A 24,903-nucleotide genomic window follows, 5' to 3' on the forward strand; every position below is an offset into this window, starting at 1 on the left:
GAAGACCATGGCATCCATCGGCCCCAACGAACTCTTCTTCCTCATGCAGGGTCTGAAATGGACCCTCGCACTGACCATCATCGGCTTCATCGGCGGCGGCATCTTCGGTCTTTGCGTGGCGCTTGCCCGTGTGGCCGACAGGCCGGCAGTCCAGCGGGCGAGTGCCGCATTCATTGCCGTGTTCCAGGGCACGCCGCTCCTGATGCAGCTTTTCGTCGTCTATTACGGCGTGGCGCTTGCCGGCCTCAATGTGGATGCGTGGATCGCGGTCGCCATCGCCTTCACCCTTCATGCAAGCGCGTTTCTGGGTGAAATCTGGCGCGGCGGCATCCAGGCGGTTCCAAAGGGTCAAACGGAGGCGGCCAACGCGCTCGGCCTACATTATGTGTCTCGAATGAAAGACGTGGTGCTGCCGCAGGCCTTTAAGATTTCACTGCCGGCCACCATTGGTTTCCTGGTGCAGCTCATCAAGGGCACTTCGCTTGCCGCGATTGTCGGCTTCGTCGAGCTCTCGCGCGCGGGCCAGATCGTCTCCAACCAGACGTTCCGCCCCCTCACCGTCTTTGCCATCGTCGGCATCATCTATTTCCTGATCTGCTGGCCGCTTTCCCTGTGGGGCGCTGGCGTTGAAAAGCGGCTGCAGGCCGCGTCCCGCTAATCATCAAAAATCATCTCATCAGCTTTGTAAGGAGGAGCAAAAGATGAAAACCACCACTATGAAATTCTCACGTCGTGCGATGCTCGCACTCGCCGCGGCAACGGTCGCCCTGCCCTTTGTAGCGCCGGTCGATGCCTTTGCCGGCACCGTGGAAGAGGCCAAGGCCAAAGGCAAGGTCGTCATCGGCATTCAGGGCGACAATTCGCCGTGGGGCTTCGTCAATTCCAGCGGCGTTCAGGACGGTCTCGATGCTGATATCGGCAAGGCTTTCGCCGACTATCTTGGCGTGAAGGTTGAGTTCGTACCGCTCGCTGTCGCCAACCGCATTCCGGCACTACTGACCGGCAAGGTCGATGTCCTCTTCGCAACCATGGGCATGACCGCAGAACGCGCCAAGACCATCCAGTATTCCAAGCCCTATGCCGGTAACGTACTCTCCGTTTATGGTCCCAAAGACAAGAAGATTGCTGGTTACGACGATCTGACCGGCGTTGCCGTCGGCGTTCCGAAGTCGAGCGCCATGGACACGGCTATCACCGCCGGTGCAGGCTCCAAGGCCAACATTCTGCGTTTTGACGACGACGCCGCAAACATCCAGGCGCTGATTTCCGGCCAGGTTGAAGTCGTCGGCGGCAACCAGTTCTACGGTGACCGCCTGAACAAGGCTGCTGATGGAAAATACGAATCGAAGTTCGACCTGACGACGCTTTACAATGGCGCCGGCACCCGCCCGGGTGAAAAGGACTGGAATGAAACCATCAACGCCTTCCTCGACAAGATCAAGTCGGATGGCCAGCTCGCCAAGATCTACGACAAGTGGATGAAGCGCGAAGTGCCTGCATTCCCCGAAAGCCTGCCGGATATCCCGTTTACCGTGAAGTGACGCTTCACCGCGGCTGAAAGATCGAAAAATCGGGAAACCGATGCGAATCTTCAGACACAAGACGGCATCGGTCACGGCACTTGCCGTCGGATTGGCAGCCCTCCTGCCAATCCTGCCGCCTTCGGGCGAAAGTCCTTGATCACTGAAGAAGACGCCCCCTGTGCCGTCAATTGAAACTCCTGGTTAGCATGAAGGAAAGCTCCATGTCGCAATCTGCCGAACAGGCTCCGCTGATCGCCCTCGAAGGGGTTGGAAAGTGGTATGGAGCCTTCCACGCGCTGAAAAACGTCAACATGACAGTTCGCAAAGGCGAGAAGATCGTTCTCTGCGGACCGTCCGGCTCGGGAAAATCAACGCTCATCCGCTGCATCAATCACCTGGAAGAAATCCAGGAAGGCAAGATCACGGTGGAGGGCACAACGCTCTCGGATTCGAGCCGTGCCATCGATGCGGTGCGTCGCGAGGTGGGGATGGTCTTCCAGAGCTTTAATCTTTTCCCGCACAAGACCATCATGGAAAACTGTACGCTTGCCCCGATGCGGGTGAAGGGCGTCTCGAAAGCCGACGCAGAGGCGACGGCGCGCAAATATCTGGAACGCGTACGGATTCTCAATCAGGCAGACAAATACCCGGCCCAGCTGTCCGGTGGCCAGCAGCAGCGTGCGGCGATCGCGCGTGCGCTGTGCATGGAACCGAAGGCCATGCTGTTTGATGAGCCAACGTCGGCGCTCGATCCGGAAATGGTCAAAGAAGTGCTCGACACCATGATCGGTCTTGCCCGCGACGGCATGACGATGATCTGCGTGACCCATGAAATGGGTTTCGCCCGGCAGGTTGCCGATAGAGTGATCTTCATGTCGGAAGGCGAGATCATCGAAGAAGGTCCGCCGGACGAATTTTTCCGCGACCCCAAGCACCAGCGTACGCGCACGTTCCTCGGCGAAATTCTCGCACACCACTGAGGTTCGCGCGCTCTTAAGGCGGGCGGGCACCGTCCCGCCTCTCCCACACCGTCCGATGAGCGACACCTGATCATGACAGAAAAAACATCCTTCAAGGTCGGCCTAATAGGCGCCGACATCCAGCTATCGAAATCGCCTGCTCTGCATATGCGCGAGGGGACGGCCCATGGTCTCGATTATTCCTATGAGCTTGTGGATGTCGCCGCCCGCAAACTGCCGGAAACGGCGCTTCCGGAGCTTCTTTCCGAGCTCGAAGCACGCGGGTTTGCCGGCACAAACATTACCCATCCGTTCAAGCAGGCGGTCATCGCGCATCTGCACGAACTGTCGGACGATGCCCGGATGCTGGGAGCCGTCAATACGGTGGTCTTCCGCGACGGACGACGGATCGGCCACAATACGGACTGGTATGGCTTTCACGAAAGCTTTGTCCGTGGCCTGCCGGATGCGAAGCGCGATCGGGCACTGTTGGTCGGCGCAGGTGGCGCGGGGGTCGCCGTCGCACACGCGGCGCTGAAGCTCGACATTGCTCGTGTTGATATTTTTGATCGGGATATGGCAAGGGCTGAGCGCCTGGCCCAGGATCTCAACGGCCGTTTTGGTGAGGGCCGCGCCTTTGCGGTGAAGGACCCGGAAGTGTCCCTGCCCTATGCAGATGGCCTGATCCACGCAACCCCGATGGGCATGCCCGCCCACCCCGGCATGCCGGTTGACGCTGATCTCATCGAACAGCGGCATTGGGTGGCCGACATTGTCTACATGCCGCTCGTAACAGCGCTTTTGGCAACCGCGGCGCAGAAGGGTTGCCGCACCTTGCCAGGCGGCGGCATGACCGTGTTCCAGGCCGTTGGCGCCTTCCGGCTCTTCTGCGGGCGCGAGCCGGACGCCGAGCGCATGACGGCGCATTTTACCGAACTATGCATGGCGGAGGGCGTAGCATGAGCCTCTTCACGATCCTCAACGGTCCCAATCTTAACCTGCTTGGCCAGCGCCAGCCGGAAATCTATGGCTATGAAACGCTTGCCGACGTCGAAGCAAACTGCCGCGCCATCGCCGACGCTGCCGGCCACACGCTGTTTTTTGCCCAGAGCAACCGGGAATATGAGATCATCGACTGGATCCATGAAGCCCGCGGCAAGTCCGCGGGCATCGTCATCAATCCCGGCGCGTTCACACACACGTCTGTTGCAATCCTCGATGCCTTGAATACCTTCGAGGCTCCCGTCATCGAGGTGCACATCTCGAACATTCACAAGCGCGAGGCCTTCCGGCACCACTCCTATATTTCGCCCCGTGCAGAGGGCGTGATCGCTGGATTGGGGATCGAAGGATACGAGGTGGCTCTCAGCCACCTTATCAAGCGTCTTTCACGATCTTCGTGAGATGGGCGGGCGCCAGCACATAACGCAGCACCATGTCGCTGGCGTGCCGCGACAATGTCTCCTGACCGTCATCGGTAAAGAGGCTGTCGCCAAAGATAAAAGAGAAAGTCGCGGCGTTGGAAACGTTGAAAAACGACAGCGCGCTGATCTGCCAGTGCAGCTCCAGTGGATCGATGCCCTGCCGGAATACACCGCTCTTCTGGCCACGCAACAGAACGCTTTCCAGCGCATCGATGGCCGGGCGGTTGAGCTGGCGGATCGTTTCCGACGACTGCATGTGCCGACCGTGATGGATATTCTCAATCATCACCATGCGGATAAAAGCCGGATTACGCCGGTGGTGATCGAAGGTGAACCGACAGAGCTTGTCGAGTGCCGCCACGGGCTCCAGATCGTCCAGTTGCAGATCGCTTTCACCACCACGAATCTTGGAATAGGCCTCCTGCAGCACATGCTGGTAAAGGCTCTCCTTGTCGGTGAAGTAATAATAGATCATGCGCTTGGACGTGCGCGTGCGCGCGGCGATCTCATCGATCCGCGCTCCCGACAGACCGTTTTGCGAAAATTCTTCCATCGCCACGGACAGAATATCGCGCCGCACACCCTCCGGGTCCCGTTTCGCCGGGCGGGTCTCTGCTGCGCCTTTGGAAGTCGCGGTTTTCGTCATGGTCGATCAATCCACCCTTGGGCTTGCGGTTCCCGCCCACGCCCCTATTATTAACCAATCAGTACATAAGGCTGAAAAGGAAGGCAATATGGCGAGCTATGACACAGGAAGACACGGCATGCCAATGCGCACATCCATTGCAACCGTATCGATCAGTGGCGAATTCCCCGAAAAACTAGCGGCGATTGCCAAGGCGGGCTTTTCGGGCGTTGAGATTTTCGAAAACGATTTCCTGACCTACGATGCTTCGCCGCGCGAGGTGAAGGCGCTGGCCGCCGATCACGGCCTTGAGATTACCCTTTTTCAGCCCTTCCGCGACTTCGAGGGCATGCCGGAGCCGCACCGCGCTCGCGCCTTTGAGCGCGCTCAACGCAAATTCGACATCATGGGCGAACTCGGCACCGATCTGATGTTGATCTGCTCGAATGTGTCGCCGGTCTCGCTCGGCGGCATCGACCGGGCCGCCGCCGATTTCCATCAGCTGGGAGAGCTTGCCGCAAAACATGGCGTGCGCGTCGGTTACGAGGCGCTGGCCTGGGGCCGCCATATCAGCGACCACCGTGATGCCTGGGAGGTGGTGCGCCGTGCCGACCACGCCAATGTCGGTATCATTCTTGACAGTTTTCACACGCTGTCGCGCAAGATCGATCCCAATTCGATCCGTTCCATTCCCGGCGACAAGATCTTCATCGTGCAGCTGGCCGATGCGCCGCTGATCGACATGGACCTGCTCTACTGGAGCCGCCATTTCCGCAACATGCCGGGCGAAGGCGATCTACCTGTCGTGGATTTCATGCGGGCTGTGGCGGCAACCGGCTATAGCGGGCCGCTTTCGCTCGAAATCTTCAACGACCAGTTCCGTGGCGGCTCGGCCCGGCTACTTGCCGAAGATGGTCACCGCTCGCTGATCAACCTCATGGACCAGGTGCGGCGTCTCGAACCCGATATCCGCATCGACGTACCAGCGATGCCGGAACGGGTTAACACGCAGGGCGTCGAATTCGTCGAATTCACCACGGCGCCGGAGGAAAAGGCCAATCTGGAAGCGTTGCTTGCCACGCTCGGCTTTGAGAAATCGGCGCAGCACCGCAACCGCGCGGTCGATCTCCATACGCAGGGCGACATCCGCATCGTCATCAATACCAGCGATGACGGCGACAGCTTCGCCGGCGCCTCCTATTCGATCCACGGCACGAATGCCTATGCCTTCGGGTTGAAGGTCGATGATGCCCAAGCGGCACTGGCGCGGGCAGAAGCGCTGGGGGCCCCGACCTTTGCCGAACCGCGCAGATCTGGCGAAGTCGCCGTTCCCGCCATTCAGGGCGTGGGCAACGGCGTCATCTATTTCCTCGATGCTTCGCCGGCGCTCGCCTCTATCTGGGACACGGAATTCGTGCCGACACAGGGGCACAAGACGGGCAGCGATGCCGGCCTGACGCGTATCGATCATCTCGCGCAAACAACGCATTATGATGAAATGCTGACCTGGCTCCTGTTTTACACCTCGCTGTTTTCCTCCCGCCGGACACCGATGATCGATGTGGTCGATCCGGGCGGGCTGGTGCGCAGTCAGGCGATTGAAAGCGTACCCTCGCCGCATTTCCGCCTGACCATGAACGGTGCCGACAATCGCAAGACCTTCGCCGGCAAATTCCTGGCTGAAGGTTTCGGCACCAGCATCCAGCACATCGCCTTCGCCACCAACGATATTTTCGCGACGGCCAAGACGATGCAGGCGCGCGGTTTTCAGGCCCTGCCGATCTCGCGCAATTATTACGACGATCTGGAGGCCCGTTTCGGTCTGGAACCGGAATTTTCCGATGCGCTCAGAGCGGCAAGCATCCTTTATGACCGCGACGACAATGGTGAATACTTCCAGATTTACAGCCGCACCTTCGGCGAAGGCTTCTTCTTCGAGATCGTCGAAAGGCGTGGTGCCTACGGCGGCTATGGCGCCATGAACGCCCCCTTCCGCATCGCCGCGCAACGACGCCTTGCGCCGCCCGTCGGCATGCCGAGGGAATAAGTCTCGGCAGCGAAATCCGAACAGGCCGCAGCGGGCAGGAATGTCGCTGCGGCCTGTTCTCATTTATTCCAATGTCGTTATCTCGTAATCGCGTGGAATGGCACAGGTCGCCATAAACCACTCCGACGCCCGCGTCCGCCGCTGATGAAAATCAAAGGCGGCACGATCAGCAAAAAGCTCCTCAACCCGCCAGATCAGGGGATCGTCTGTCTCGGATACCTCAAAGGAAATGCAGCCGGGTTCCTCTCACGTCAGACGAAGATGTTCAGGTGGCGCCGGACCAGTTCGACATCATCCCTGGACAAGCATCGTAGAAAGCCCCTCAGCCTAACTGCGCCTGCACTATTGTTCACGCTAGGCATTCCCTTTCCTCTTCATTCTTCTCAGCGTTTTAGTGACACCAAGGCGGAATACGCGCCTCTTTGCGCAGCATTATGCAGGATCACGGGTTCAAAATCGGTGCATTTGCGCATTTGTAGAGCAGTACACAAAAATTGTTCAACACTATGGACATGATTGTTCTGTTTTGTTAGCTTTTTTCTATAAAACAAAGGTGGGGAGAATAAGGTTTCATGCGCATTGTCGAATTGGCGTCCGGCGTTTCGCGTCGGGCGGTGGCCATCGATGTAAAAGGCACGGCTGCGGGAGTAGTGCGGCTACTAATCCGGGGCATCGCTTGTCGTACGGCCCTCTGTGAAAAAACATCCTAAAGATGCGATCTCACCCGACATTTTCGACATTTCCGCCCGGCGTTGCGCGAAGCTCGCCTGACCATCACTCTTTTCTTTTTCCAGACCACCGCGCCCTTTCACCGGCGCAAGCCACGCCGGAGAAACTGCCATGACTGCCGCATACGCAAACGCCCTCCTCTCCGTCGAAGGCCTGAGCGTCGAGTTTGGCAACAGCCGCGTCGTGGACGATATTTCCTTTCGCGTCGAGCCTGGCCGTACGGTGGCGATCGTCGGCGAATCCGGTTCGGGAAAGTCGGTCACGTCGCTCTCCACCATGCGCCTTGCGGACATGATGGGCGCGACCTACCCCACCGGCAAAATCATGTTTGAAGGCAGGGACTTGCTGAAGGTCTCTCAGAAAGAGATGCGCTCGATCCGCGGCAAGGAGATCGCCATGATCTTCCAGGAGCCGATGACCTCGCTCAACCCTGTGTTCACCATCGGCGACCAGATCTGCGAAGTGCTTGTCCTGCATGAGAAGATGAGCAAGCAGGCAGCGATGGCAGAAGCACAGAAGCTGCTCGAAATGGTGCGCCTGCCCGATGCAGCCGAACTTCTGAAGCGATACCCGCACCAGCTTTCCGGCGGTATGCGTCAGCGTGTGATGATCGCCATGGCGCTCGCCTGCCGGCCGAAGCTGCTGATCGCTGACGAGCCGACGACGGCTCTTGACGTGACCATTCAGGCGCAAATCCTCAACATCATGCGCGACCTGCAAAAGAAGCTCGGCATGGGCATGGTCTTCATCACCCATGACATGGGCGTGGTGGCGGAAATGGCCGATGAAGTGGTCGTCATGTGGAAGGGCAAGAAGGTTGAGGAAGGGCCGGTGAAGGATATCTTCGCCAACCCACAGCACCCTTACACGCGCGCCCTGCTTTCCGCCGTTCCGCGCCTCGGCAGTATGGAAGGCGAAGAATACCCGAAACGCCTGCCGCTTACCGTCCTACAGGATGGCCAGCCGATCGTAATCGGAGAGGAACGTGTCCAAAACACCGTGAAATCTGGTGAAAAGCCGCTGCTCTCGGTCAAGGACCTGTTCGTGCGCTTCGATATCCGCAAGAACCTGTTCGGCAAGGCAACGCACCGCCTCAGCGCCGTGCAGAAGGTCAGCTTCGATATTCATCCCGGCGAAACGCTGGCGCTGGTGGGCGAATCCGGTTCCGGCAAATCCACCATCGGCCGCACCATTCAGCAGTTGCAGTCGGCCATCTCGGGCGAAATAACCTTCAACGGCCGCAGCTTTGCGCAGATGTCGGCGGCGGAACGCTTCCGCATGCGTCAGGAGGTGCAATATATCTTCCAGGACCCCTTCGCCTCGCTCGATCCGCGCAAGACGGTCGGTTTTTCCATTGCCGAGCCGATCAACACCCATGGTTTGATCAATGATCAGAAGGCGGTAAAGCGGCGGGTGGATGAATTGCTGGAGCGTGTGGGTCTCTCCTCCGAGCACGCCGCACGCTATCCGCACGAGTTTTCCGGCGGTCAGCGCCAGCGCGTCTGCATTGCCCGCGCGCTTGCCTCGGATCCGAAGCTGATCATTGCCGACGAGGCTCTGTCGGCGCTTGATGTTTCCATTCAGGCGCAGATCATCAATCTGTTCATGGATTTGCAGGCCGAGCGTGGCCTCGCCTATCTCTTCATCAGCCATGACATGGCGGTCGTGGAAAAGATGAGCCATCGCGTCGCCGTGCTTTATCTTGGCCAGATCATGGAAATGGGCAGCCGCCGCCAGGTCTTCGAAACGCCGACGCATGATTATACGCGCCGCCTGCTTTCAGCTGTGCCGGTTGCCGATCCAACCATCGAGCGCCGCATCGCCATGATCGAGGGCGAAATACCCAATCCGGTGCGCCGTGTCGGCGATGAGCCAGCCATTCTCGCTCACGAGGAAATCAATCCGGGCCACTTCATCGCGAAGAGCGCCTGAGCAACAACCAGAACCACAACCATCTGAAGAGGAACAGGTAGATGACAATGATAAAGAAGGGGATGACGACAACGTTCGTCGCACTTGCCATGGCCGCAACGGCCTTGACCGCCGCACCGGCTTTTGCCGCCGGCAAGATGACCATTTCCAGCCCGCAGGATCCGGGCAGCTGGGATCCGATCGACACCTTCCTCGTGCAATGGGCAGCTGTCGCCACCAACATCTTCGATGGCCTCACCTATCGCGGCCCGGATCTGAAACTTGTGCCCGGCCTTGCCGAATCCTGGGAAGAGCTGGATGAGGGCAAGCGCATCCGCTTCAAGCTGCGCCAGAACGTCAAGTTCCACAATGGCGAGCCCTTCAACGCCGCCGCCGTCAAGTTTACCTTCGAGCGCCTCCTCGGCGAACAGGGCGCCAAGGGACCGCAGCGCTCTAACTATGTCGCCATCGAAAGCGTTGATGTCATCGACGATTACACCGTCGACATGAAGCTGAAGGCGCCGGATCCCGTGCTTCTGACCAAGCTTGCCGGTTATGGCGGCATGATCGTGCCGCCGAAATACATTCAGGAAAAGGGCGAGGACAATTTCAACCTTAACCCCGTTGGCACCGGCGCATTCAAATTCGTCTCCTATGCGCCGAAGACCAACATCAAGCTGGAAGCCAACCCGGATTACTGGGGCGGTGCACCGAAGCTTTCCGAACTGGAATACCGCTTCATCTCCGAGCCAGCGACCGCCGTTGCCGAATTGCAGGCCGGTCGCGTCGATCTCGTCATTCCGCCCACCATACCGATCGGCATGATCCCGGTCATTGAAGGCGATTCCAAGCTTCAGATCGTCAGCGTTCCCGGCCCGACGGTCGATGCGCTGCGTTTCAACACCCGTGACGGCATTACCGCCGATCCGAAGGTGCGCAAGGCCATCATCATGGCGGTCGACCGTGGCACCATCGTCAAGTCGATCCTTGCCGGTCAGGCCTCGGAAATCGCCAGCTTCCAGAGTGCACTGTCCTTCGGTTACGATGCCGATCTGAAGCCGCTGCCTTACGATCCGGAAGGCGCGAAAAAGCTGCTCGCGGAAGCCGGCGTCAAGCCGGGTGCGGCGTTGCAGATCGACATCCGCGGCAATGACGCGACGATGAACGAGGTGGCGCAGGTCATTTCCAGCTATCTGTCCATGGTCGGCATCACCGCCACCATCAAGCCCTATGAGACCAACGTTCTCTTGAACGACATCATCCCGCAGGGCAAGACCGGCGCGATGTTCCAGCAGAAATGGGGCGGCTGGACCTTCGATTACGACAACACCGCCTACTCCATGTATCACTCGGGTGAAAAGTGGAACCCCTATGACAAGGACGAAAAGCTGGACAAGCTGCTGGAATCCCAGCGTCCGCTGACCGACCGTGCCGAGCGCGAAAAAATCCTCAAGGAAATCGGCAGCTATACCGCCGAACGCGCGCTCGAAATCCCGCTTTACAACACCAATGCCATTTACGGCATCAACAAGCGGGTCAAGGGTTTCGTCGCACCGCCGGATAACCGTCTGAAGCTGACCGACGTCACCGTCGAATAATCAGGCTGGTTTTCTGATCAACACACCTTGCCCGCCGCGACGCGGGCAAGGCCGGGTCTCTCTTCAAGGTAAAAAACGTGGCCGGTTTCCTCATCAAGCGATTGCTGCAGGCGATTTTTGTCGTCATAGCCATCACCCTTCTCGTTTCCTTCGCCATCCGCCTAACGGGTGACCCCGCCGTCACCATGTTCCAGGGCGGCGGCAGCATGACGGAAGATGATCTGGCGCGCATCCGTGCGGCGCTCGGAACCGACCGGCCCTTCTTCGTGCAATATTTGAGCTTCCTGAAGGGTCTCGTGACGCTGGATTTCGGCCGCAGCTTCACCGGCAGCACGCCGGTCTCGCGCCTCATTGCCGATGCCCTGCCCGCAACGCTGCTTCTCGCCTTCATCTCCATGGCGGTGTCAATTGCGCTTTCCATTCCGCTCGGCATCAAGGCGGCGACCTCGCGCGGCAAGACGGCCGATCAGGTGATCCGCATCTTCTCGCTCATCGGTCTGTCCTTCCCGAATTTCTGGCTGGCCACGATGCTCGTGCTCCTGTTCTCCATCACGCTCGGCTGGCTGCCGCCCAGCGGCATGGGTGGTTTTGCGAGCTACATCATGCCCGCGGTCACCATGGGCGTCATCCTCACCGCCACCAATGTCCGCCTTGTGCGTACCGCCATGCTCGATACGCTGCGCTCGCAATATGTCATGGTGGCGCGCGCCAAGGGGCTGAGCGAAAGCAAGGTTCTCTACAAACACGCGCTGCGCAACTGTGCCATTCCGCTCATCACCTATTTCGGCCTGCAATTCGGCGGGCTGCTCGGCGGCATCGTCGTCATCGAGCGCGTCTTCAACTGGCCGGGCCTCGGAACGCTCGCCTTCGATGCCGTCGGTGCGCGTGATTATCCTGTGCTCCAGGCCGTCATCACCGTGCTGTCGCTGATGATCGTCGGCATCAACCTTCTGGTCGATATCGCCTACGGGCTTGTCGATCCGCGCATCCGCACGGAGTAAGTGACGATGGCTGCCAAAACCTCGCGTCTCGCGCGCTTCACCAATCTCGAATTCGTCCTCGGCGCGTCACTGACGACAATCATCTGCCTCGCCGTCCTCTTTTCCGACGTGCTGTTTCCGGGCGGGGCCGACAAGATCGACCTGATGGCGCGCCTTGCCAAACCCTTCGCCAATGCCGCCCATCCTCTCGGCACCGATCCGCTCGGGCGTGATGTGCTCGCCCGCGTTGTCGCCGGCGGCAAGATTTCGCTGCTGGTCGGTTTCACCTCGGTCATCGGTGCTGTCATCTTCGGCGTCGCTGTCGGACTTGTTGCCGGTTATTATCGCGGCTTCTGGGATATGCTGGTCATGCGCTTTGCCGATATCCAGCTCGCCATGCCCTTCATCCTGCTTGCCATCACCTTTATCGCCATTGTCGGCGGCAGCCTCACCAACACCATCATCCTCCTGATCGTCTCGCAATGGGTGCAATATGCCCGCCTCGTGCGCGGCTCGGTACTGACGCTGCGGGAGCGGGAATTCATCCTTTCCGCCCGCGCTATTGGCGTGAAAGACTGGCGCATCATCCTTCAGCACCTGCTGCCGAACCTCATCGGCCCCGTCATCGTGCTGATGACGCTGAATGTCGCCAACAACATCCTGCTGGAAAGCAGCCTCACCTTCCTTGGTCTCGGCGTTGATCCGACAATTCCAAGCTGGGGCGGCATGCTGGCGGATGGGCGTACCTATCTGCAGACGGCATGGTGGGTCAGCGTCTTTCCAGGCCTTGCTATCCTTCTCACCGTGCTTGGCCTTAACCTTCTCGGCGACTGGCTGCGCGACAGCCTCGACCCGACAGGCAGAACCTCGAGGTAACCAGATGAGCCAGATTTTCGACCAGACTTTCGCGCGCACTCTGGATACCTTGATCGCCCGCGCCGAGCCCGGCCAGTCCTTCGAGGTATGGACCTTCGATGACGCCAAAAGCCGCCGCGAGACCGAAGAGAGGCTGAAGAAAAAAGGCGTCTGCGCCCGCATCCGCAGCGCCTACAAGCCGCTTCTCTTCACCTTTCTGGAAGAGATCAATTTCGATGGCGTCGACGCCATCGAGGTGCGTTACCCGGTGCACGAAAACGCCCCCGCCAACCGATTCCGGCTGGAGGCCTATCCGCTGGCGGCGCTGGTAGGCGATGCGAAGCTGGATTTCATCGCCCGTAAGGACGATGCCTTCCATTATGACGTTACGCTAAGCCGCAACGGCAAAACGGAAACTCTCAAGGTTCTCGCTCCAAACCGGGTCCATACCGATATCGTGGGTGAAACCAATGTCTCCCCCACCGGCTGGTTCCGGCTTGCCGGTGATGCCTCGGGCGAGCGGCTGGAGACGGAATACGAACAACTTTTCGAAGCAGCAATTCATGCCGTCGCCAATCATGGCTGGGGTAATGACGAGCCTTATTTCGAAGAACTGAACATCCGCGTCGCTCATCCTGCCGAGGAAATGGCCCTGCCGATCGGCGACGAAGTGATCAGCTTGCGCGAAGCGCTGCATGAGGATTTTTACTTCTCGCTGCTGGAGTTCTTCCAGAAGAAGTCTGGCCGTCCATTGGGTGACAGGGGCCTGAAACCGGGCCAGATCGTACCGGAAATCGTGAAAAGTGAAGGCGAGGTCTCCGTTCGCATCGAGACACGTCCGCTCACCACAGCCTTTCTTGACGGTGGCGAACAGCTGATCGATGAGGCACGCGAACCGATCGCTGCGGGCCAGATCGCAAAACTGCTCTCAGGCATCGGCGGCGAGGCTTTCGAGGCACGTTCCCGCTCCGGTCGCACCCTTGCCGCCCGATATTTTGCCGGCAGCGATGCTGCCGTGATGATCAGCGGTGGCCAGCATCCGAACGAAACCACAGGCGTCGTCGGCGCGATTCGCGCGGCCCGCAAACTCGTCGCACGCGAGGGCGCGCATTTCACGATTTCTCCGCTGGAAAACCCTGACGGTTATGCCCTGCACCAGCGCCTTCGCGTCGATAATCCCCGCCATATGCACCATGCCGCGCGCTACACGGCACTCGGTGATGATCTCGAATATCGCACGCCGGAAAATTCAGGCAGCCACCTGAACGAGAAGGAAATCCGCTTCAAGGCGCAGGAGATAAGCGGCGCGAAGCTGCATGTGAACCTGCACGGTTATCCTTCGCATGAATGGACCAGACCACTATCCGGTTACGTGCCGCGCAATTTCGCCATGTGGACGCTGCCGAAGGGTTTCTTCCTCATCATCCGCCACCATGCGGACTGGGAAAGGCAGGCCGAAGCCCTGCTCGACAGGGTAACCCGTCATCTCGGCGCCATTCCCGGCCTGCTCGACTACAATAACCGCCAGATCGCGCTTTATGAGACCCACGCCGGCGAAACCGGTTTCCGCATCATCAACGGCTTCCCTTGTCTGTCGTCCATCGACGACCGCCACACCGTGCCGATGACGCTGATCACGGAATATCCAGATGAGACCATCTACGGCGACGATTTCATCACCGGCCACACGGCGCAAATGGAAACGGTTCTATCGGCCTATGATGCCTGGCAGGAGATTATGTCCGCCGAAACCGCCTGAATTCTCAGCCGCCCCGCAGTGGGCGGCTCATTTCGCCGGATTCGCGGCAGCGAGCTTCTGATCCCGCTGCTTCTCAAGCAACTTCTTGCCCTTGCTGAGAATGTGAAGATTAGCAGCGTCGAGCTTGTTGTAACCGGCTTGAATGATATCGAGATCGGCGACATGGCCGATGGCCGCCAGATTGTGCATGACATCGCCAACCGCGACATCGATGCTTAGGGCTGGCTTAATCCCCATGTCCTTTGCCGCAGCTTGTAGGTCTTCTACCGTTCCGCCCATGACGTGATACAGGGTGAGCGCCTTGCGCAGAAACTCTTCCCGTCGCTCCACTTTATTGTTGAGCATCTTTTCCCCGACGAGCGTCCGCATCAGCTCGACAGCTTTGTTCTGATATTCGCCCATCAAGACACCGAATAAAGTTCAAAAATATGCTTTGGGACACTACCGAAAATCCCCTTAGAACTCGTTAAAGCGTGGGTTGCACCCAGCGAGGGGTCAGGCTGCGGCCTCAGCTGGTTTGCGACGCGGCCGCGCTCTGAAGTCCTAAACGCGAATAACGCCAAGCGACGGCTTATTGATAACCATCAGGTTATCTATTTTCCCCCTTAATTCATTTTACATCAGCGACTACACTCCTCACTCTGCAGGCTGGGCCAGTGGATGGGAGCCAAGGGCCGCTTGGGAGGAAATCATGAAGTTGCCGATTATCGCCGCGCTCGCGGCCACTCTTTTCAGTTCCGTCGCCGCGGCAGACACGATCAAGGTCGGTGTCATTGGGCCGATGTCGGGTCCCTTCGCAATCCACGGCAAAAATTTCAAGGCGGGCATCGATGCATGGCTTGCGCTGAACGGTAACAAGATCGGCGATAACACGATCGAAGTTGTCTACCGCGATGTTCCGCAGCCGGACCCCGCGCAATCCAAGGCGCTCGCACAGGAACTCGTGGTCAAGGAAGGCGTGCAATATCTGGGTGGTTTCATGTTCACGCCCGATGCGATGGCTGTGACGCCGCTTTTGAAACAGGGCAACGTTGCTATGGTTGTCATGAACGCTGCAACCTCCGCCATTGTGACCAAAAGCCCCTACGTCGTGCGCACTTCCTTTACGACGTGGCAGACCTCGACCCCGATCGCGAAGGTGGCGTTTGATGGTGGTGTGAAGAAGGTGATTTCGCTTGTCACCGACTACGGTCCTGGCGTGGACGCCGAAAACGCCTTCAAAGCGGCATTCACCGCAGCGGGGGGCGAAGTGGTGGAAAGCATTCGCATGCCACTTGCCACCAACGACTTCAGCCCAATCATGCAGCGCGCGAAGGATTCTGGTGCGCAAGGCGTCTTCGCCTTCTTGCCATCCGGCCCCACGACGCTTGGCTTCGTCAAGGCATTTAACGACAACGGCCTGAAATCGGCAGGCATCAAGCTTTTCGGTCCCGGCGATCTTACGCAGGAGCCAGATCTGCCAGCGCTCGGCGAAGCCGCGCTCGGGATGCAGACGACCTTCCATTATTCAGTCTCGCACGATTCGCCTGAAAACAAGGCCTTCATCGAAGCTGTCGGCAAGGCCATCGGTAATCCGAAGGACATCTCGTTCACGTCGGTCGGGGCTTACGACGGCATGTACGTCATCAGCAAGATGATCGAAGCGACCGGCGGAAAGCAGGATGCGGAGAAGGCGGTCGACGCCGTGAAAGGTCTGTCCTGGACAAGTCCCCGTGGCCCTGTCAGCATCGATCCCGAAAGCCGGCATATCACCCAAAACATCTATCTGCGTGAAGTCGCCAAGGCGGATGATGGGTCCTATTATAACAAGGAAACACGGACCTTCGAAAAGCAGGGCGATCCGGGCCTTGCGGCGGCGAAATAAAGCAAGGCTTCCAGCAAGCTTGTCGGGCCGCCGGTAGCGGCCCGTCTCCAGCCCATAGGGGCGTATGTGGCACGGGAGGAGCTCTTTCAGTATGCAGACGGTTTTCAGCATCCTCATCGATGCGCTCGCCTATGGCATGGTCCTGTTCATCATCTCCATCGGACTTTCCGTCACGATGGGGCTGATGCGTGTGGTCAACCTCGCGCATGGCGCCTTTGCCATGATCGGCGGCTATCTCGCTTCCTACGCTGCCCATGGCCTTGGCCTTGGTTATGCCGTTGCGATCCTCGTCGCCATCGTCGGCACCATCGTCATCGCCATTCCGCTTGAGCGTTTCCTCTACCGTCGCATCTACGGTGCGCCAGAGCTGACGCAGGTGCTGATGACCATTGGCATTACCTTCTGCATCATCGGCATCGCCAACTTCGTGTTCGGGCCGACGCTCAAGACCATCCCCTTACCGCCGCAGCTGGCGGGGCCGACCGATCTCGGTTTCCGTACCATCGCGACCCACCGCATCTTTGCAATTGCCTGCGGCCTCGCCGTGGCCGGGGCGCTTTGGTTCACATTTGAAAAGACCGCGTTTGGTATCAAGCTGCGGGCGGCGGTCGACAACGCCGCCATGGCGGCGGCACTCGGCGTGCGCACCGAGGTCATCTATGCCGTCAGCTTCGCCATCGCAGTGGGCCTTGCCGCCATGGGCGGGGTCATCGGGGCCGAGCTGCTGCCGGTCGAACCCTATTATGCGCTGCGCTACATGGTCACCTTCCTCGTGGTGGTTTCGGTCGGCGGCGCAGGCTCCATTCCGGGTGCGCTGATCGCGTGCCTCCTGCTTGGCGCCATTGACACAACCGGGCGGTATCTTGCACCCGAATACGGCGAATTCTTCTTTTATCTGGCGGTCATCGTGATCATCACGCTGTTCCCGCGCGGCCTTCTTGGAAGGGCGAAATGAGATGGCGGTGCTCATGAACGAAGCGACTGAAATTGCCGCAGCTTCCACGGCACGCTCGCCGCTGCGCGCGCTCGTGGGACCAGCGCTCATTATCGCTGCCGCCACCATCGGCTATTTTCTGTTTCCCGATAATCTGGCGCTCCTGACCCGTATCATCGCCATTGCACTTCTGGTGCTTTCGATCGATCTGGTGACCGGCTATTGCGGTGTCGCGACGCTCGGACACGCGGCCCTGTTCGGCGCGGGCGCCTATGCCGCCGGCATCGCAGCCGCGCATTTTGAAATCACCGATCCGCTTCTCATGACAGCGATCGGCGCCGTCGCAGGCGGCATTTCCGGTCTTTTATCCGGCGCCGTGTTGCTGCGTGCCCATGGCCTGCCGCAGCTCGTGCTTTCCATCGCCGTCATCCATCTGTTTCACGAGGCGGCCAACAAGGCATCAGGCTGGACGGGCGGCAGCGACGGCCTCTCGGGCATTTCTCCCGACGCCCTTTTCGGCACGTTCGATTTCGATCTCTTTGGACGTACCGCCTATATTTATGGCGTTTGTCTTTTGCTCCTCGTCTTCGTAGCTCTGAAGATCGTGGTTCACTCTCCCTTCGGCATGTTGTGCCGCGGCGTCAAGCAGGACAGCATTCGCATCCAGGCCATGGGCGGCTCCGTCAACGGTACGATCTTGAAGATGTTCGTGATATCGGGAATCGTCGCAGGCATCGGGGGCGCGCTCAACGCCATTTCCACACAGGTCGTCGGTCTCGACAGCCTCTCCTTTACGCTCTCTGCCGAGGGCCTGGTCATGCTGGTGCTGGGCGGCGCAGGTTCCCTTTACGGCGCACTCATCGGAACCGTCACCTTCATGTGGTTTGAGGATGTCGTTTCCGCGGCCAATCCCTTCCACTGGCTCACAATTGTCGGCCTGCTGCTGATCGCCGTGGTGCTTTTTGCACCGCGTGGACTTTACGGTGCAGGCGAGCAAATCATTGCTCGCATCCGGGGAGGCCGCACATGAACGCCATTTTCGAGGTCTCTGGCCTCCAGAAAAATTTCGGTGGTCTCGTCGTCACCAACAATGTCTCGCTGTCGCTTTCGCCGGGCGACCGCACGGTACTGATCGGCCCCAATGGTGCCGGCAAGACGACCTTCGTCAACCTCGTCACCGGCAATATCAAGCCGTCAGCCGGCACGGTTCGCATTGCCGGGGAAGACGTCACCGGCCTCAGCGCCAGCCAGCGGGTCAAACGCGGCCTCGTGCGTTCCTTCCAGGTTACCCGTCTGTTTCAGGATATGACGCCGGAAGAACACGTCGCGCTCGCCATCCTCCAGCGTGAGGGCAAGACGGGTCGAATTTTCGGCCGTTACCGCGCCATGCCCTCGGTCATGAGCGAAGCCCGCGATATTCTTGGGACGCTCGGACTCCTCGCCCTTTCGCAAACCCGGGTGCGTGAGATTGCCTACGGCCAGCAAAGGCTCATCGAGATTGCGCTTGCCATGGCACTTCGCCCGAAAATCCTGCTGCTCGATGAGCCCGCCGCAGGCGTGCCTTCCACGGAAACGGCGCGCATCGAACAGGCGCTCGACCGGCTGCCCGCAGACCTCGCCATCCTGATGATCGAGCACGACATGGATCTGGTCTTCCGTTTTGCCAAACGTGTGGTGGTGCTTGCTGCAGGTGCGGTGATCTTTGATGGTTCGCCTGAAGACGTCACCAGCAATGCGGAAGTCCGCCAAGCCTATCTGGGAAGTTACGCCGATGCCCGCAGCGCCGCTTGAAATCGTCAACCTCACGGCCGGTTATGGCCCGACAAAGGTCATCGAGGGCATGTCGCTTTCCGTGCCATCAGGCTCGCGTTTCGCCGTGCTCGGCCGCAACGGCGTCGGCAAGACAAGCCTCTTCGCCACGCTGGCCGGTCAGACGAAGCGCTTTTCCGGCGATATCCGCATCGGCGGACTGGATATTGCCACCCTGCCGAGCGCCGCGCGTGCACAGGCTGGCCTCGGTTACGTGCCGCAAACACGCGATGTCTTCCCGACGCTGACTGTCGAGGAAAATCTATTTGTCGGCCTCAAGGGGCGTCCAAAGTCCGCGATCGACGAAGCCTACACGCTGTTTCCGCGTCTGAAGGAGCGCCGCCGAAATCTCGGTTCGCAGCTATCTGGCGGCGAGCAGCAGATGCTGTCGACAGCAAGAACGATTCTTGGCCAGCCGCGCGTGCTGCTCCTGGACGAGCCACTTGAGGGTCTTGCGCCGGTTATCTGCGAAGAGCTGATGGCCGCCTTTTCCAAACTCGCCCAGTCAGGCGAGATGACCATTCTTCTCGTCGAGCAGCGCATTCAGATGGCCATCGATTTTGCCGATCACGCCATTATCATGGAACGCGGCCGTATCGTCTGGAACGGGCCATCAGGCGATCTTGTTGAGAACCCTGCGCTCATCGATACCCATCTCGGCGTGGGTGGGCTGCACTGAGCGGCTTGTCTCTTGCTTCCGTGCCCTGCCGAGCAGGCACGTAGTCCGTTGTCTCATCACCGTGTTCATCGGTCCGGTGCGCAAGGCGCCCTCGCTGATGAGGAACACCATCGATTATGCCGCCTCCTGCACCAGATGCCCGGCCGAAACTTCCCGATAACGTCGTTCAGGTGCCACATAGTCCACCGGCCGTATCGGGCTTTTGATCTCATCTGTCGCCATGTTGCGCTTGATCTGTCGCCGCGCGGGATCTGGCACTGGAACGGCGGACATCAATTTCTTCGTATAGGGATGTTGCGGGTTGTCGAAGACTGCCGCACGTGGGCCGATTTCGACAATTTCACCCAGGTACATGACTGCCACACGATGGCTCACGCGTTCTACCACCGCCATGTCATGGCTGATGAAGAGAAAGGCGAGGTTCAGGCTTTGCTGCAGATCGAGCAGCAAATTGCAAACCTGGGCTTTGATTGAAACGTCGAGCGCCGAGACCGCCTCATCGGCCACGATGACCTTCGGATCGAGCATCAGTGAGCGGGCAATGGCGACACGCTGGCGCTGACCGCCGGAAAATTCGTGCGGAAAACGCCGCATCATATCCGGATTTAGGCCCACCTTTTCGATCAGGTCCGCGGCTTTGTCACGTGCCTGCTGCTTACTGCCGAGCCGATGCTCCACGAACGGCTCCATGATCGCCGTGCCGACGCTCATGCGCGGATCGAGGCTGGCAAAAGGATCCTGAAAGATCATCTGCACGCTACGGCGCATCGTGCGCAGCGTCATCCTGTCGAGCTTCAGCACCTCGTAGCCGTCGAGCGTAACATCGCCCGAAGTCGGCTCGATCAACCGCGTGATAGACCGGCCCGTCGTGGATTTGCCGCAGCCGGATTCGCCAACCAGCGACAGGGTTTCCCCCTCAGCCAGATCGAACGAGACTTTCTCCACCGCATGGACAGCGCCGGATTTGCGACCGAAAAGACCTGAGCGAATATCAAATCGGGTCGTCAGGTCTTTGACCGAAAGGATCGGCGTCTTGCCGCCAGCAACGGTATCTTTCACCTCGACTGCTGGCTGGCTTTCGCCGGTCTTGATGTCGATGATCGGGAAACGGGCGGGGAGTGCCCTTTCCTTCATTGAGCCAAGCATCGGCACTGCAGAAAGCAGCGCGCGCGTATACGGGTGCTGGCCGCGATGGAAGATATCGTCCGTCGTACCGGTTTCCACCACATCGCCGCGGAACATGACGATGGTACGATCGGACACTTCCGCCACAACGCCCATATCGTGCGTGATGAACAGAACCGACATGCCCTCCTCTTCCTGCAACTGCTTGATGAGGTCGAGGATCTGGCCCTGAATGGTAACATCAAGCGCCGTTGTCGGTTCGTCGGCGATCAGCAATTTCGGTTTGGAGGCCAACGCCATGGCGATCATCACACGTTGGCGCATGCCACCGGAAAACTGGTGCGGATAATCGTCGAACCGATTTTTTGTATTGGGAATTCGGACCTTCTCGAGCAGCCGAATGACTTCAGCCTTGGCGGCCGAGGACGAGATATCCTGATGCACGGTCAACGCCTCGGCGATCTGTTTGCCGATCGGAAAGATGGGGTTGAGGCTCGTCATCGGCTCCTGGAAGATCATCGAAATGTCCTTGCCGCGGACCTTGCGCATCTCCTCTTCCGGCAGTGCAAGCAGGTCGCGCCCGCCGAGCATGACCTTGCCTTCGATACGGCTCGTCTTTTTCTCGAGCAGCCGCATGATGGAGAGCGACGTCACACTCTTTCCCGAACCGCTTTCGCCGACGATCGCCACCGTCTCACGCGGCGCAATGTCGAAACTCATATTGCGCACAACGGATTTCCAGCCGCCATCGACGCGGAAGGACGTGGTGAGGTTTTGAACCGACAGAACCGGGGTTACCGAACCGCCGGTCTGTTCCATGGACGTTGCCGCCAAAAGCATGCCGATCTCCAAAAAAGCAGAAGGCGGCCACGAGGCCGCCGAATGTCTTATGCAGCAAGTGCGGTTTCGGCCATCGAAACCCAGTAGCTGATGCCGTAAGGCAGCGCGTCGTCGTTAAAGTCATAGGCCGCGTTGTGAAGCCCTGCGGTATCGCCATTGCCGATGAATATGAAGGCGCCGGGGCGCGCTTCCAGCATATAGGAGAAATCCTCCGCCCCCATATGCGGGTTGGGATTGGTGTTGACGGCATTCGCGCCGGCGACTCCCATCGCTACACCAGTTGCAAATTCTGTCTCGTCACTATGGTTGAAGGTGACGGGATAACCGCGATCGTATTTCACCTCGGCCGTTGCGCCATGCGCCATGGCGGTGGCTGTCGCCACTTCTTTCAGGCGCTTTTCGGCGAAGTCGCGGGTTTCCGGCAACAGGGTGCGCACCGTTCCCGTAAGTGTCACTGATCCGGGAATGACGTTGGAAGCCGTGCCGCCATGGGTGGTGGCGACGGTGACGACCAGCGATTTCAACGGGTCCGTCTCGCGCGAGACGATGGATTGAAGCGCGATAATGATATAGGCCGAGGTCAGAACGGGATCGACGGAAAGGTGGGGAGCCGCCGCGTGGCTGCCCTTGCCGGTGACGACGATCTCAAAGCTATCCGCGGCCGCCATGGTGGAGCCCTTGCGGATGGCGAACTGGCCGACAGGAATGCCCGGCTCATTATGCATGCCGTAGACCTGCGAGATGCCGAATTTCTCCATCAAGCCGTCGTTCAACATGGCGAGCGCTCCCGCGCCCCCCTCTTCCGCCGGCTGGAAGATCACGGCCACAGACCCTTTGAAATTGCGCGTCTCGGCCAGATATTGCGCCGCCCCCAGAAGCATTGCCGTGTGCCCGTCGTGGCCGCAGGAATGGGCCTTGCCGGGAGTCTTCGAAGCCCAGGGCTTCCCGCTTGTCTCCAGAATTGGCAGAGCATCCATGTCGGAGCGGAAACCGATGGTCGGGCCATCTCCGTGCCGACCCTTGATGATGCCGACGACGCCGGTTTTGCCGATGCCAGTTTCCACCACGTCACAGCCGAAGGATTTCAGTTTTTCAGCCACGAATTTCGAGGTCTCGAAGACATCATAGAGAAGTTCCGGGTGCTCATGCAGATGGCGTCTCCAGCCGGCAACGTCTTCCTGCATTTCAGCCACACGGTTCAATATCGGCATTCTGTTTTTCCCTTTTTTTGTTCCCCGCCGGGTTGTCGGACGACATATTGCGTTTGGAATTTCCGCTTTTGCAAGCGTGAATTTCAATAAGTGAGCGAAAAATAGGCCAAAAGTCGAGCGGCTCAAATTTTGTTCATCAATACGACTTTTGGACTTGCTTTTCAAAAAAACTGACAATAGCATCACGTGAAATGAAGGATTATTCCTAAGCAAAGTCAAATACTTACAACAAAAGACCTTGCAGATGACGACGGGAAAAGCGTCAAACATTCAAACAGATAAAATCCAAAAAGGGGAAAAATCACCATGAAGAAGCGCAGCATTCTGTTTGCCAGCACGGTGGCGGCTATGGCCTTGGCAGGGTCTGCCGCCCATGCCGAACGCGGCAGTGACGGCGAGTTGAAAATCCTGTTCTGGCAGGCCGTATCGACACTCAATCCCTACCTCTCAGGCGGCACGAAAGAAATCTACAGCTCCTCCGTGGTTATCGAGCCGCTCGCACGCTACGATGAAAAGGGCGAGCTGGTTCCGACGTTGGTGAGCGAGATTCCAACGGTTGAGAATGGCGGCGTCGCCAAAGATTTGCTCAGCATGACCTGGAAGCTGAAAAGCGACGTCAAATGGTCCGATGGCACACCGTTCACAGCCGATGATGTCGTGTTCACCTGGAAATATTGCACGGCGCCTGATGGCGGCTGCGCGCAGGCGGCGCAATATGAGGGTGTGAAGAATGTCGAGGCCATCGACGCCCACACGGTCAAGGTCAGCTTCACCGAACCGAAGCCCTACCCCTATTCCGCCTTCGTTGGCGCACAATCACCCGTCATTCAGAAGAAGCAGTTCGAAAACTGCGTTGGCGCTGCCGCCCCGGGCTGCACATCCGCCAATTTCGGCCCCATCGGCACCGGCCCCTTCGTGGTCAAGGATTTCAAGCCAAACGACGTCGTCAGCTACGTTGCCAACCCCAATTATCGCGACCCGGCCAAGCCCGCCTTCGCCACGCTAACGCTGAAGGGCGGCGGCGATGCGGCCTCCGCTGCGCGGGCCGTTCTTGAGACCGGTGAATTCGACTATGCCTGGAACATGCAGGTGGAGCCGGAGATTCTGGCGACCATGGTCGCCGCCGGCAAGGGCAAGCTGGAAACCGCCTTCGGCACCCAGGTCGAGCGCATCAACCTCAATTGGTACAACCCCGATCCTGCTCTCGGAGACAAGCGCTCCACCAAAGAAGCCGGTCCTCATCCGGCCCTGTCCGACCCGGCCGTCCGTCGTGCCCTCTCGCTTGCCATCGACCGCGACATCATCGATGAAGCAGGTTATGGCGAAGCAGGCAAACCGACCTGCAACATCGTGCCCGCGCCTGAAGCCGTCGCTTCCACCAAGAACGACAGCTGGTGCCTGAAGCAGGATATCGAAGGCGCAAACAAGCTGCTGGACGATGCGGGCTGGGTGAAGGGTGCAGACGGCATCCGCGCCAAGAATGGCGTGAAGCTTTCCTTCCTCTATCAGACCTCCACCAACTCCGTTCGTCAGGCCGCGCAGGAACTGGTGAAGGACATGTGGTCGCAGATCGGGGTTGCGGCTGAACTGCGCAATGTCAGCGCCTCGGTCTTCTTCGGCGGCGATCCGGCAAGCCCGGACACGTTCCAGAAGTTCTACGCCGACGTTGAAATGTACACCAACAATTTCGATGGCACAGACCCCGAAAAATATCTCGCGGAATGGCTTTGCGACAAGATTCCCGCCCCATCGAACGGCTGGCAGGGTCAGAATGTGCCGCGTTATTGCAACCCGGAATTCGACAAGCTGGTGGGCGTGCTCTCCAAGACGACGGATTTCGCCAAGCGCGCAGAAATCGCCAAGCAGCTGAACGACATGCTGACGGAAGAAGGCGCGCATATTCCGCTCATCCACCGCGGCAACGTCTCCTCGCATTCGCTGACGCTCGAAGGTGTTCGAATGAATGCCTGGGATTCGGAACTCTGGAACGTCGCGGACTGGTCCCGCAAGAAGTAACACGCGGATGCGCCG

At 59.1% G+C, this 24,903-nt stretch carries 21 protein-coding genes and 1 pseudogene; 17 read left to right on the forward strand and 5 right to left on the reverse strand.

All coding sequences use genetic code 11. From position 1 onward, the window contains the following. Positions 1-7: 7 nt before the first annotated feature. The 5 genes from FS804_RS09730 (at position 8) to aroQ (ending at position 3,885) form a co-directional block, all read left to right on the forward strand. Positions 8-658, forward strand: coding sequence for an amino acid ABC transporter permease (locus FS804_RS09730; protein WP_063946987.1), 651 nt, complete (start codon positions 8-10; stop codon positions 656-658). Positions 659-701: 43 nt separating this feature from the next. After that, entirely contained in the window at positions 702-1,541 is an 840-nt protein-coding gene (locus FS804_RS09735; RefSeq protein WP_063946986.1) for a transporter substrate-binding domain-containing protein, read from the forward strand. Positions 1,542-1,744: 203 nt separating this feature from the next. Then, the gene (locus tag FS804_RS09740) at positions 1,745-2,503 is read left to right on the forward strand and encodes an amino acid ABC transporter ATP-binding protein (RefSeq protein ID WP_063947049.1); all 759 of its coding nucleotides are present in this window, start codon (positions 1,745-1,747) and stop codon (positions 2,501-2,503) included. Between the two features lie 72 nt (positions 2,504-2,575). After that, positions 2,576-3,445, forward strand: a complete 870-nt coding sequence (locus FS804_RS09745; RefSeq protein ID WP_144576433.1) for a shikimate dehydrogenase — start codon at positions 2,576-2,578, stop codon at positions 3,443-3,445. Further along, entirely contained in the window at positions 3,442-3,885 is a 444-nt protein-coding gene (gene aroQ, locus FS804_RS09750) for a type II 3-dehydroquinate dehydratase (RefSeq protein ID WP_063946984.1), read from the forward strand. The genes FS804_RS09745 and aroQ overlap by 4 nt, the downstream gene beginning before the upstream one ends. On the opposite strand, the gene FS804_RS09755 is transcribed toward aroQ, so the two are convergent. Next, a complete protein-coding gene (locus tag FS804_RS09755) occupies positions 3,860-4,552 on the reverse strand; it encodes a TetR family transcriptional regulator (protein ID WP_144576434.1) in 693 nt (230 codons plus the stop codon). The two genes, aroQ and FS804_RS09755, sit on opposite strands and share 26 nt — an antisense overlap. 124 nt (positions 4,553-4,676) lie before the next feature. Here FS804_RS09755 and FS804_RS09760 point away from each other — a divergent pair, with 124 nt between their 5' ends. Next, positions 4,677-6,578 (forward strand): bifunctional sugar phosphate isomerase/epimerase/4-hydroxyphenylpyruvate dioxygenase family protein, encoded by a 1,902-nt coding sequence (locus FS804_RS09760; RefSeq protein WP_144576918.1) that lies wholly within the window; start codon positions 4,677-4,679, stop codon positions 6,576-6,578. A gap of 63 nt (positions 6,579-6,641) precedes the next feature. Here the strand turns inward: FS804_RS09760 and FS804_RS09765 are convergent. Then, a pseudogene (locus FS804_RS09765) lies at positions 6,642-6,940 on the reverse strand (putative quinol monooxygenase). Positions 6,941-7,418: 478 nt separating this feature from the next. Here FS804_RS09765 and FS804_RS09770 point away from each other — a divergent pair. The 5 genes from FS804_RS09770 to FS804_RS09790 all read left to right on the forward strand — a co-directional run bounded on the left by FS804_RS09770 (position 7,419) and on the right by FS804_RS09790 (position 14,410). Further along, positions 7,419-9,239, forward strand: a complete 1,821-nt coding sequence (locus FS804_RS09770) for an ABC transporter ATP-binding protein (protein ID WP_144576435.1) — start codon at positions 7,419-7,421, stop codon at positions 9,237-9,239. Positions 9,240-9,280: 41 nt separating this feature from the next. Beyond that, positions 9,281-10,816, forward strand: a complete 1,536-nt coding sequence (locus tag FS804_RS09775) for an ABC transporter substrate-binding protein (protein ID WP_144576436.1) — start codon at positions 9,281-9,283, stop codon at positions 10,814-10,816. A gap of 77 nt (positions 10,817-10,893) precedes the next feature. Beyond that, the gene (locus FS804_RS09780; RefSeq protein WP_063946978.1) at positions 10,894-11,817 is read left to right on the forward strand and encodes an ABC transporter permease; all 924 of its coding nucleotides are present in this window, start codon (positions 10,894-10,896) and stop codon (positions 11,815-11,817) included. Between the two features lie 6 nt (positions 11,818-11,823). Next, positions 11,824-12,672, forward strand: a complete 849-nt coding sequence (locus FS804_RS09785; protein ID WP_144576437.1) for an ABC transporter permease — start codon at positions 11,824-11,826, stop codon at positions 12,670-12,672. Positions 12,673-12,676: 4 nt separating this feature from the next. Then, entirely contained in the window at positions 12,677-14,410 is a 1,734-nt protein-coding gene (locus tag FS804_RS09790) for a M14 family metallopeptidase (RefSeq protein WP_144576438.1), read from the forward strand. Positions 14,411-14,437: 27 nt separating this feature from the next. Here the strand turns inward: FS804_RS09790 and FS804_RS09795 are convergent, their stop codons facing one another. Next, positions 14,438-14,812, reverse strand: coding sequence for a hypothetical protein (locus tag FS804_RS09795; RefSeq protein WP_144576439.1), 375 nt, complete (start codon positions 14,810-14,812; stop codon positions 14,438-14,440). Positions 14,813-15,101: 289 nt separating this feature from the next. Here FS804_RS09795 and FS804_RS09800 point away from each other — a divergent pair, with 289 nt between their 5' ends. From FS804_RS09800 to FS804_RS09820, 5 genes are all read left to right on the forward strand, one after another. After that, complete coding sequence (locus FS804_RS09800; RefSeq protein WP_144576440.1) at positions 15,102-16,274, forward strand: ABC transporter substrate-binding protein; 1,173 nt, start codon at positions 15,102-15,104, stop codon at positions 16,272-16,274. Positions 16,275-16,365: 91 nt separating this feature from the next. Then, the gene (locus FS804_RS09805; protein WP_063946974.1) at positions 16,366-17,229 is read left to right on the forward strand and encodes a branched-chain amino acid ABC transporter permease; all 864 of its coding nucleotides are present in this window, start codon (positions 16,366-16,368) and stop codon (positions 17,227-17,229) included. Between the two features lies 1 nt (position 17,230). Beyond that, entirely contained in the window at positions 17,231-18,238 is a 1,008-nt protein-coding gene (locus FS804_RS09810; RefSeq protein ID WP_144576441.1) for a branched-chain amino acid ABC transporter permease, read from the forward strand. Further along, complete coding sequence (locus tag FS804_RS09815; RefSeq protein ID WP_063946972.1) at positions 18,235-18,999, forward strand: ABC transporter ATP-binding protein; 765 nt, start codon at positions 18,235-18,237, stop codon at positions 18,997-18,999. The genes FS804_RS09810 and FS804_RS09815 overlap by 4 nt, the downstream gene beginning before the upstream one ends. Further along, positions 18,980-19,696, forward strand: a complete 717-nt coding sequence (locus FS804_RS09820; protein WP_063946971.1) for an ABC transporter ATP-binding protein — start codon at positions 18,980-18,982, stop codon at positions 19,694-19,696. The genes FS804_RS09815 and FS804_RS09820 overlap by 20 nt, the downstream gene beginning before the upstream one ends. 114 nt (positions 19,697-19,810) lie before the next feature. On the opposite strand, the gene FS804_RS09825 is transcribed toward FS804_RS09820, so the two are convergent. Beyond that, positions 19,811-21,661, reverse strand: coding sequence for an ABC transporter ATP-binding protein (locus tag FS804_RS09825; protein WP_144576442.1), 1,851 nt, complete (start codon positions 21,659-21,661; stop codon positions 19,811-19,813). A gap of 47 nt (positions 21,662-21,708) precedes the next feature. Next, entirely contained in the window at positions 21,709-22,872 is a 1,164-nt protein-coding gene (locus FS804_RS09830) for a M20 aminoacylase family protein (protein WP_063946969.1), read from the reverse strand. A 306-nt stretch (positions 22,873-23,178) separates the two neighbouring features. Here FS804_RS09830 and FS804_RS09835 point away from each other — a divergent pair, with 306 nt between their 5' ends. Then, positions 23,179-24,888, forward strand: a complete 1,710-nt coding sequence (locus tag FS804_RS09835) for a peptide ABC transporter substrate-binding protein (protein ID WP_144576443.1) — start codon at positions 23,179-23,181, stop codon at positions 24,886-24,888. Positions 24,889-24,903 lie beyond the last annotated feature (15 nt).

It is taken from the genome of Agrobacterium sp. DE0009 (assembly GCF_007680755.1).
Lineage (GTDB): Bacteria > Pseudomonadota > Alphaproteobacteria > Rhizobiales > Rhizobiaceae > Agrobacterium > Agrobacterium tumefaciens_B.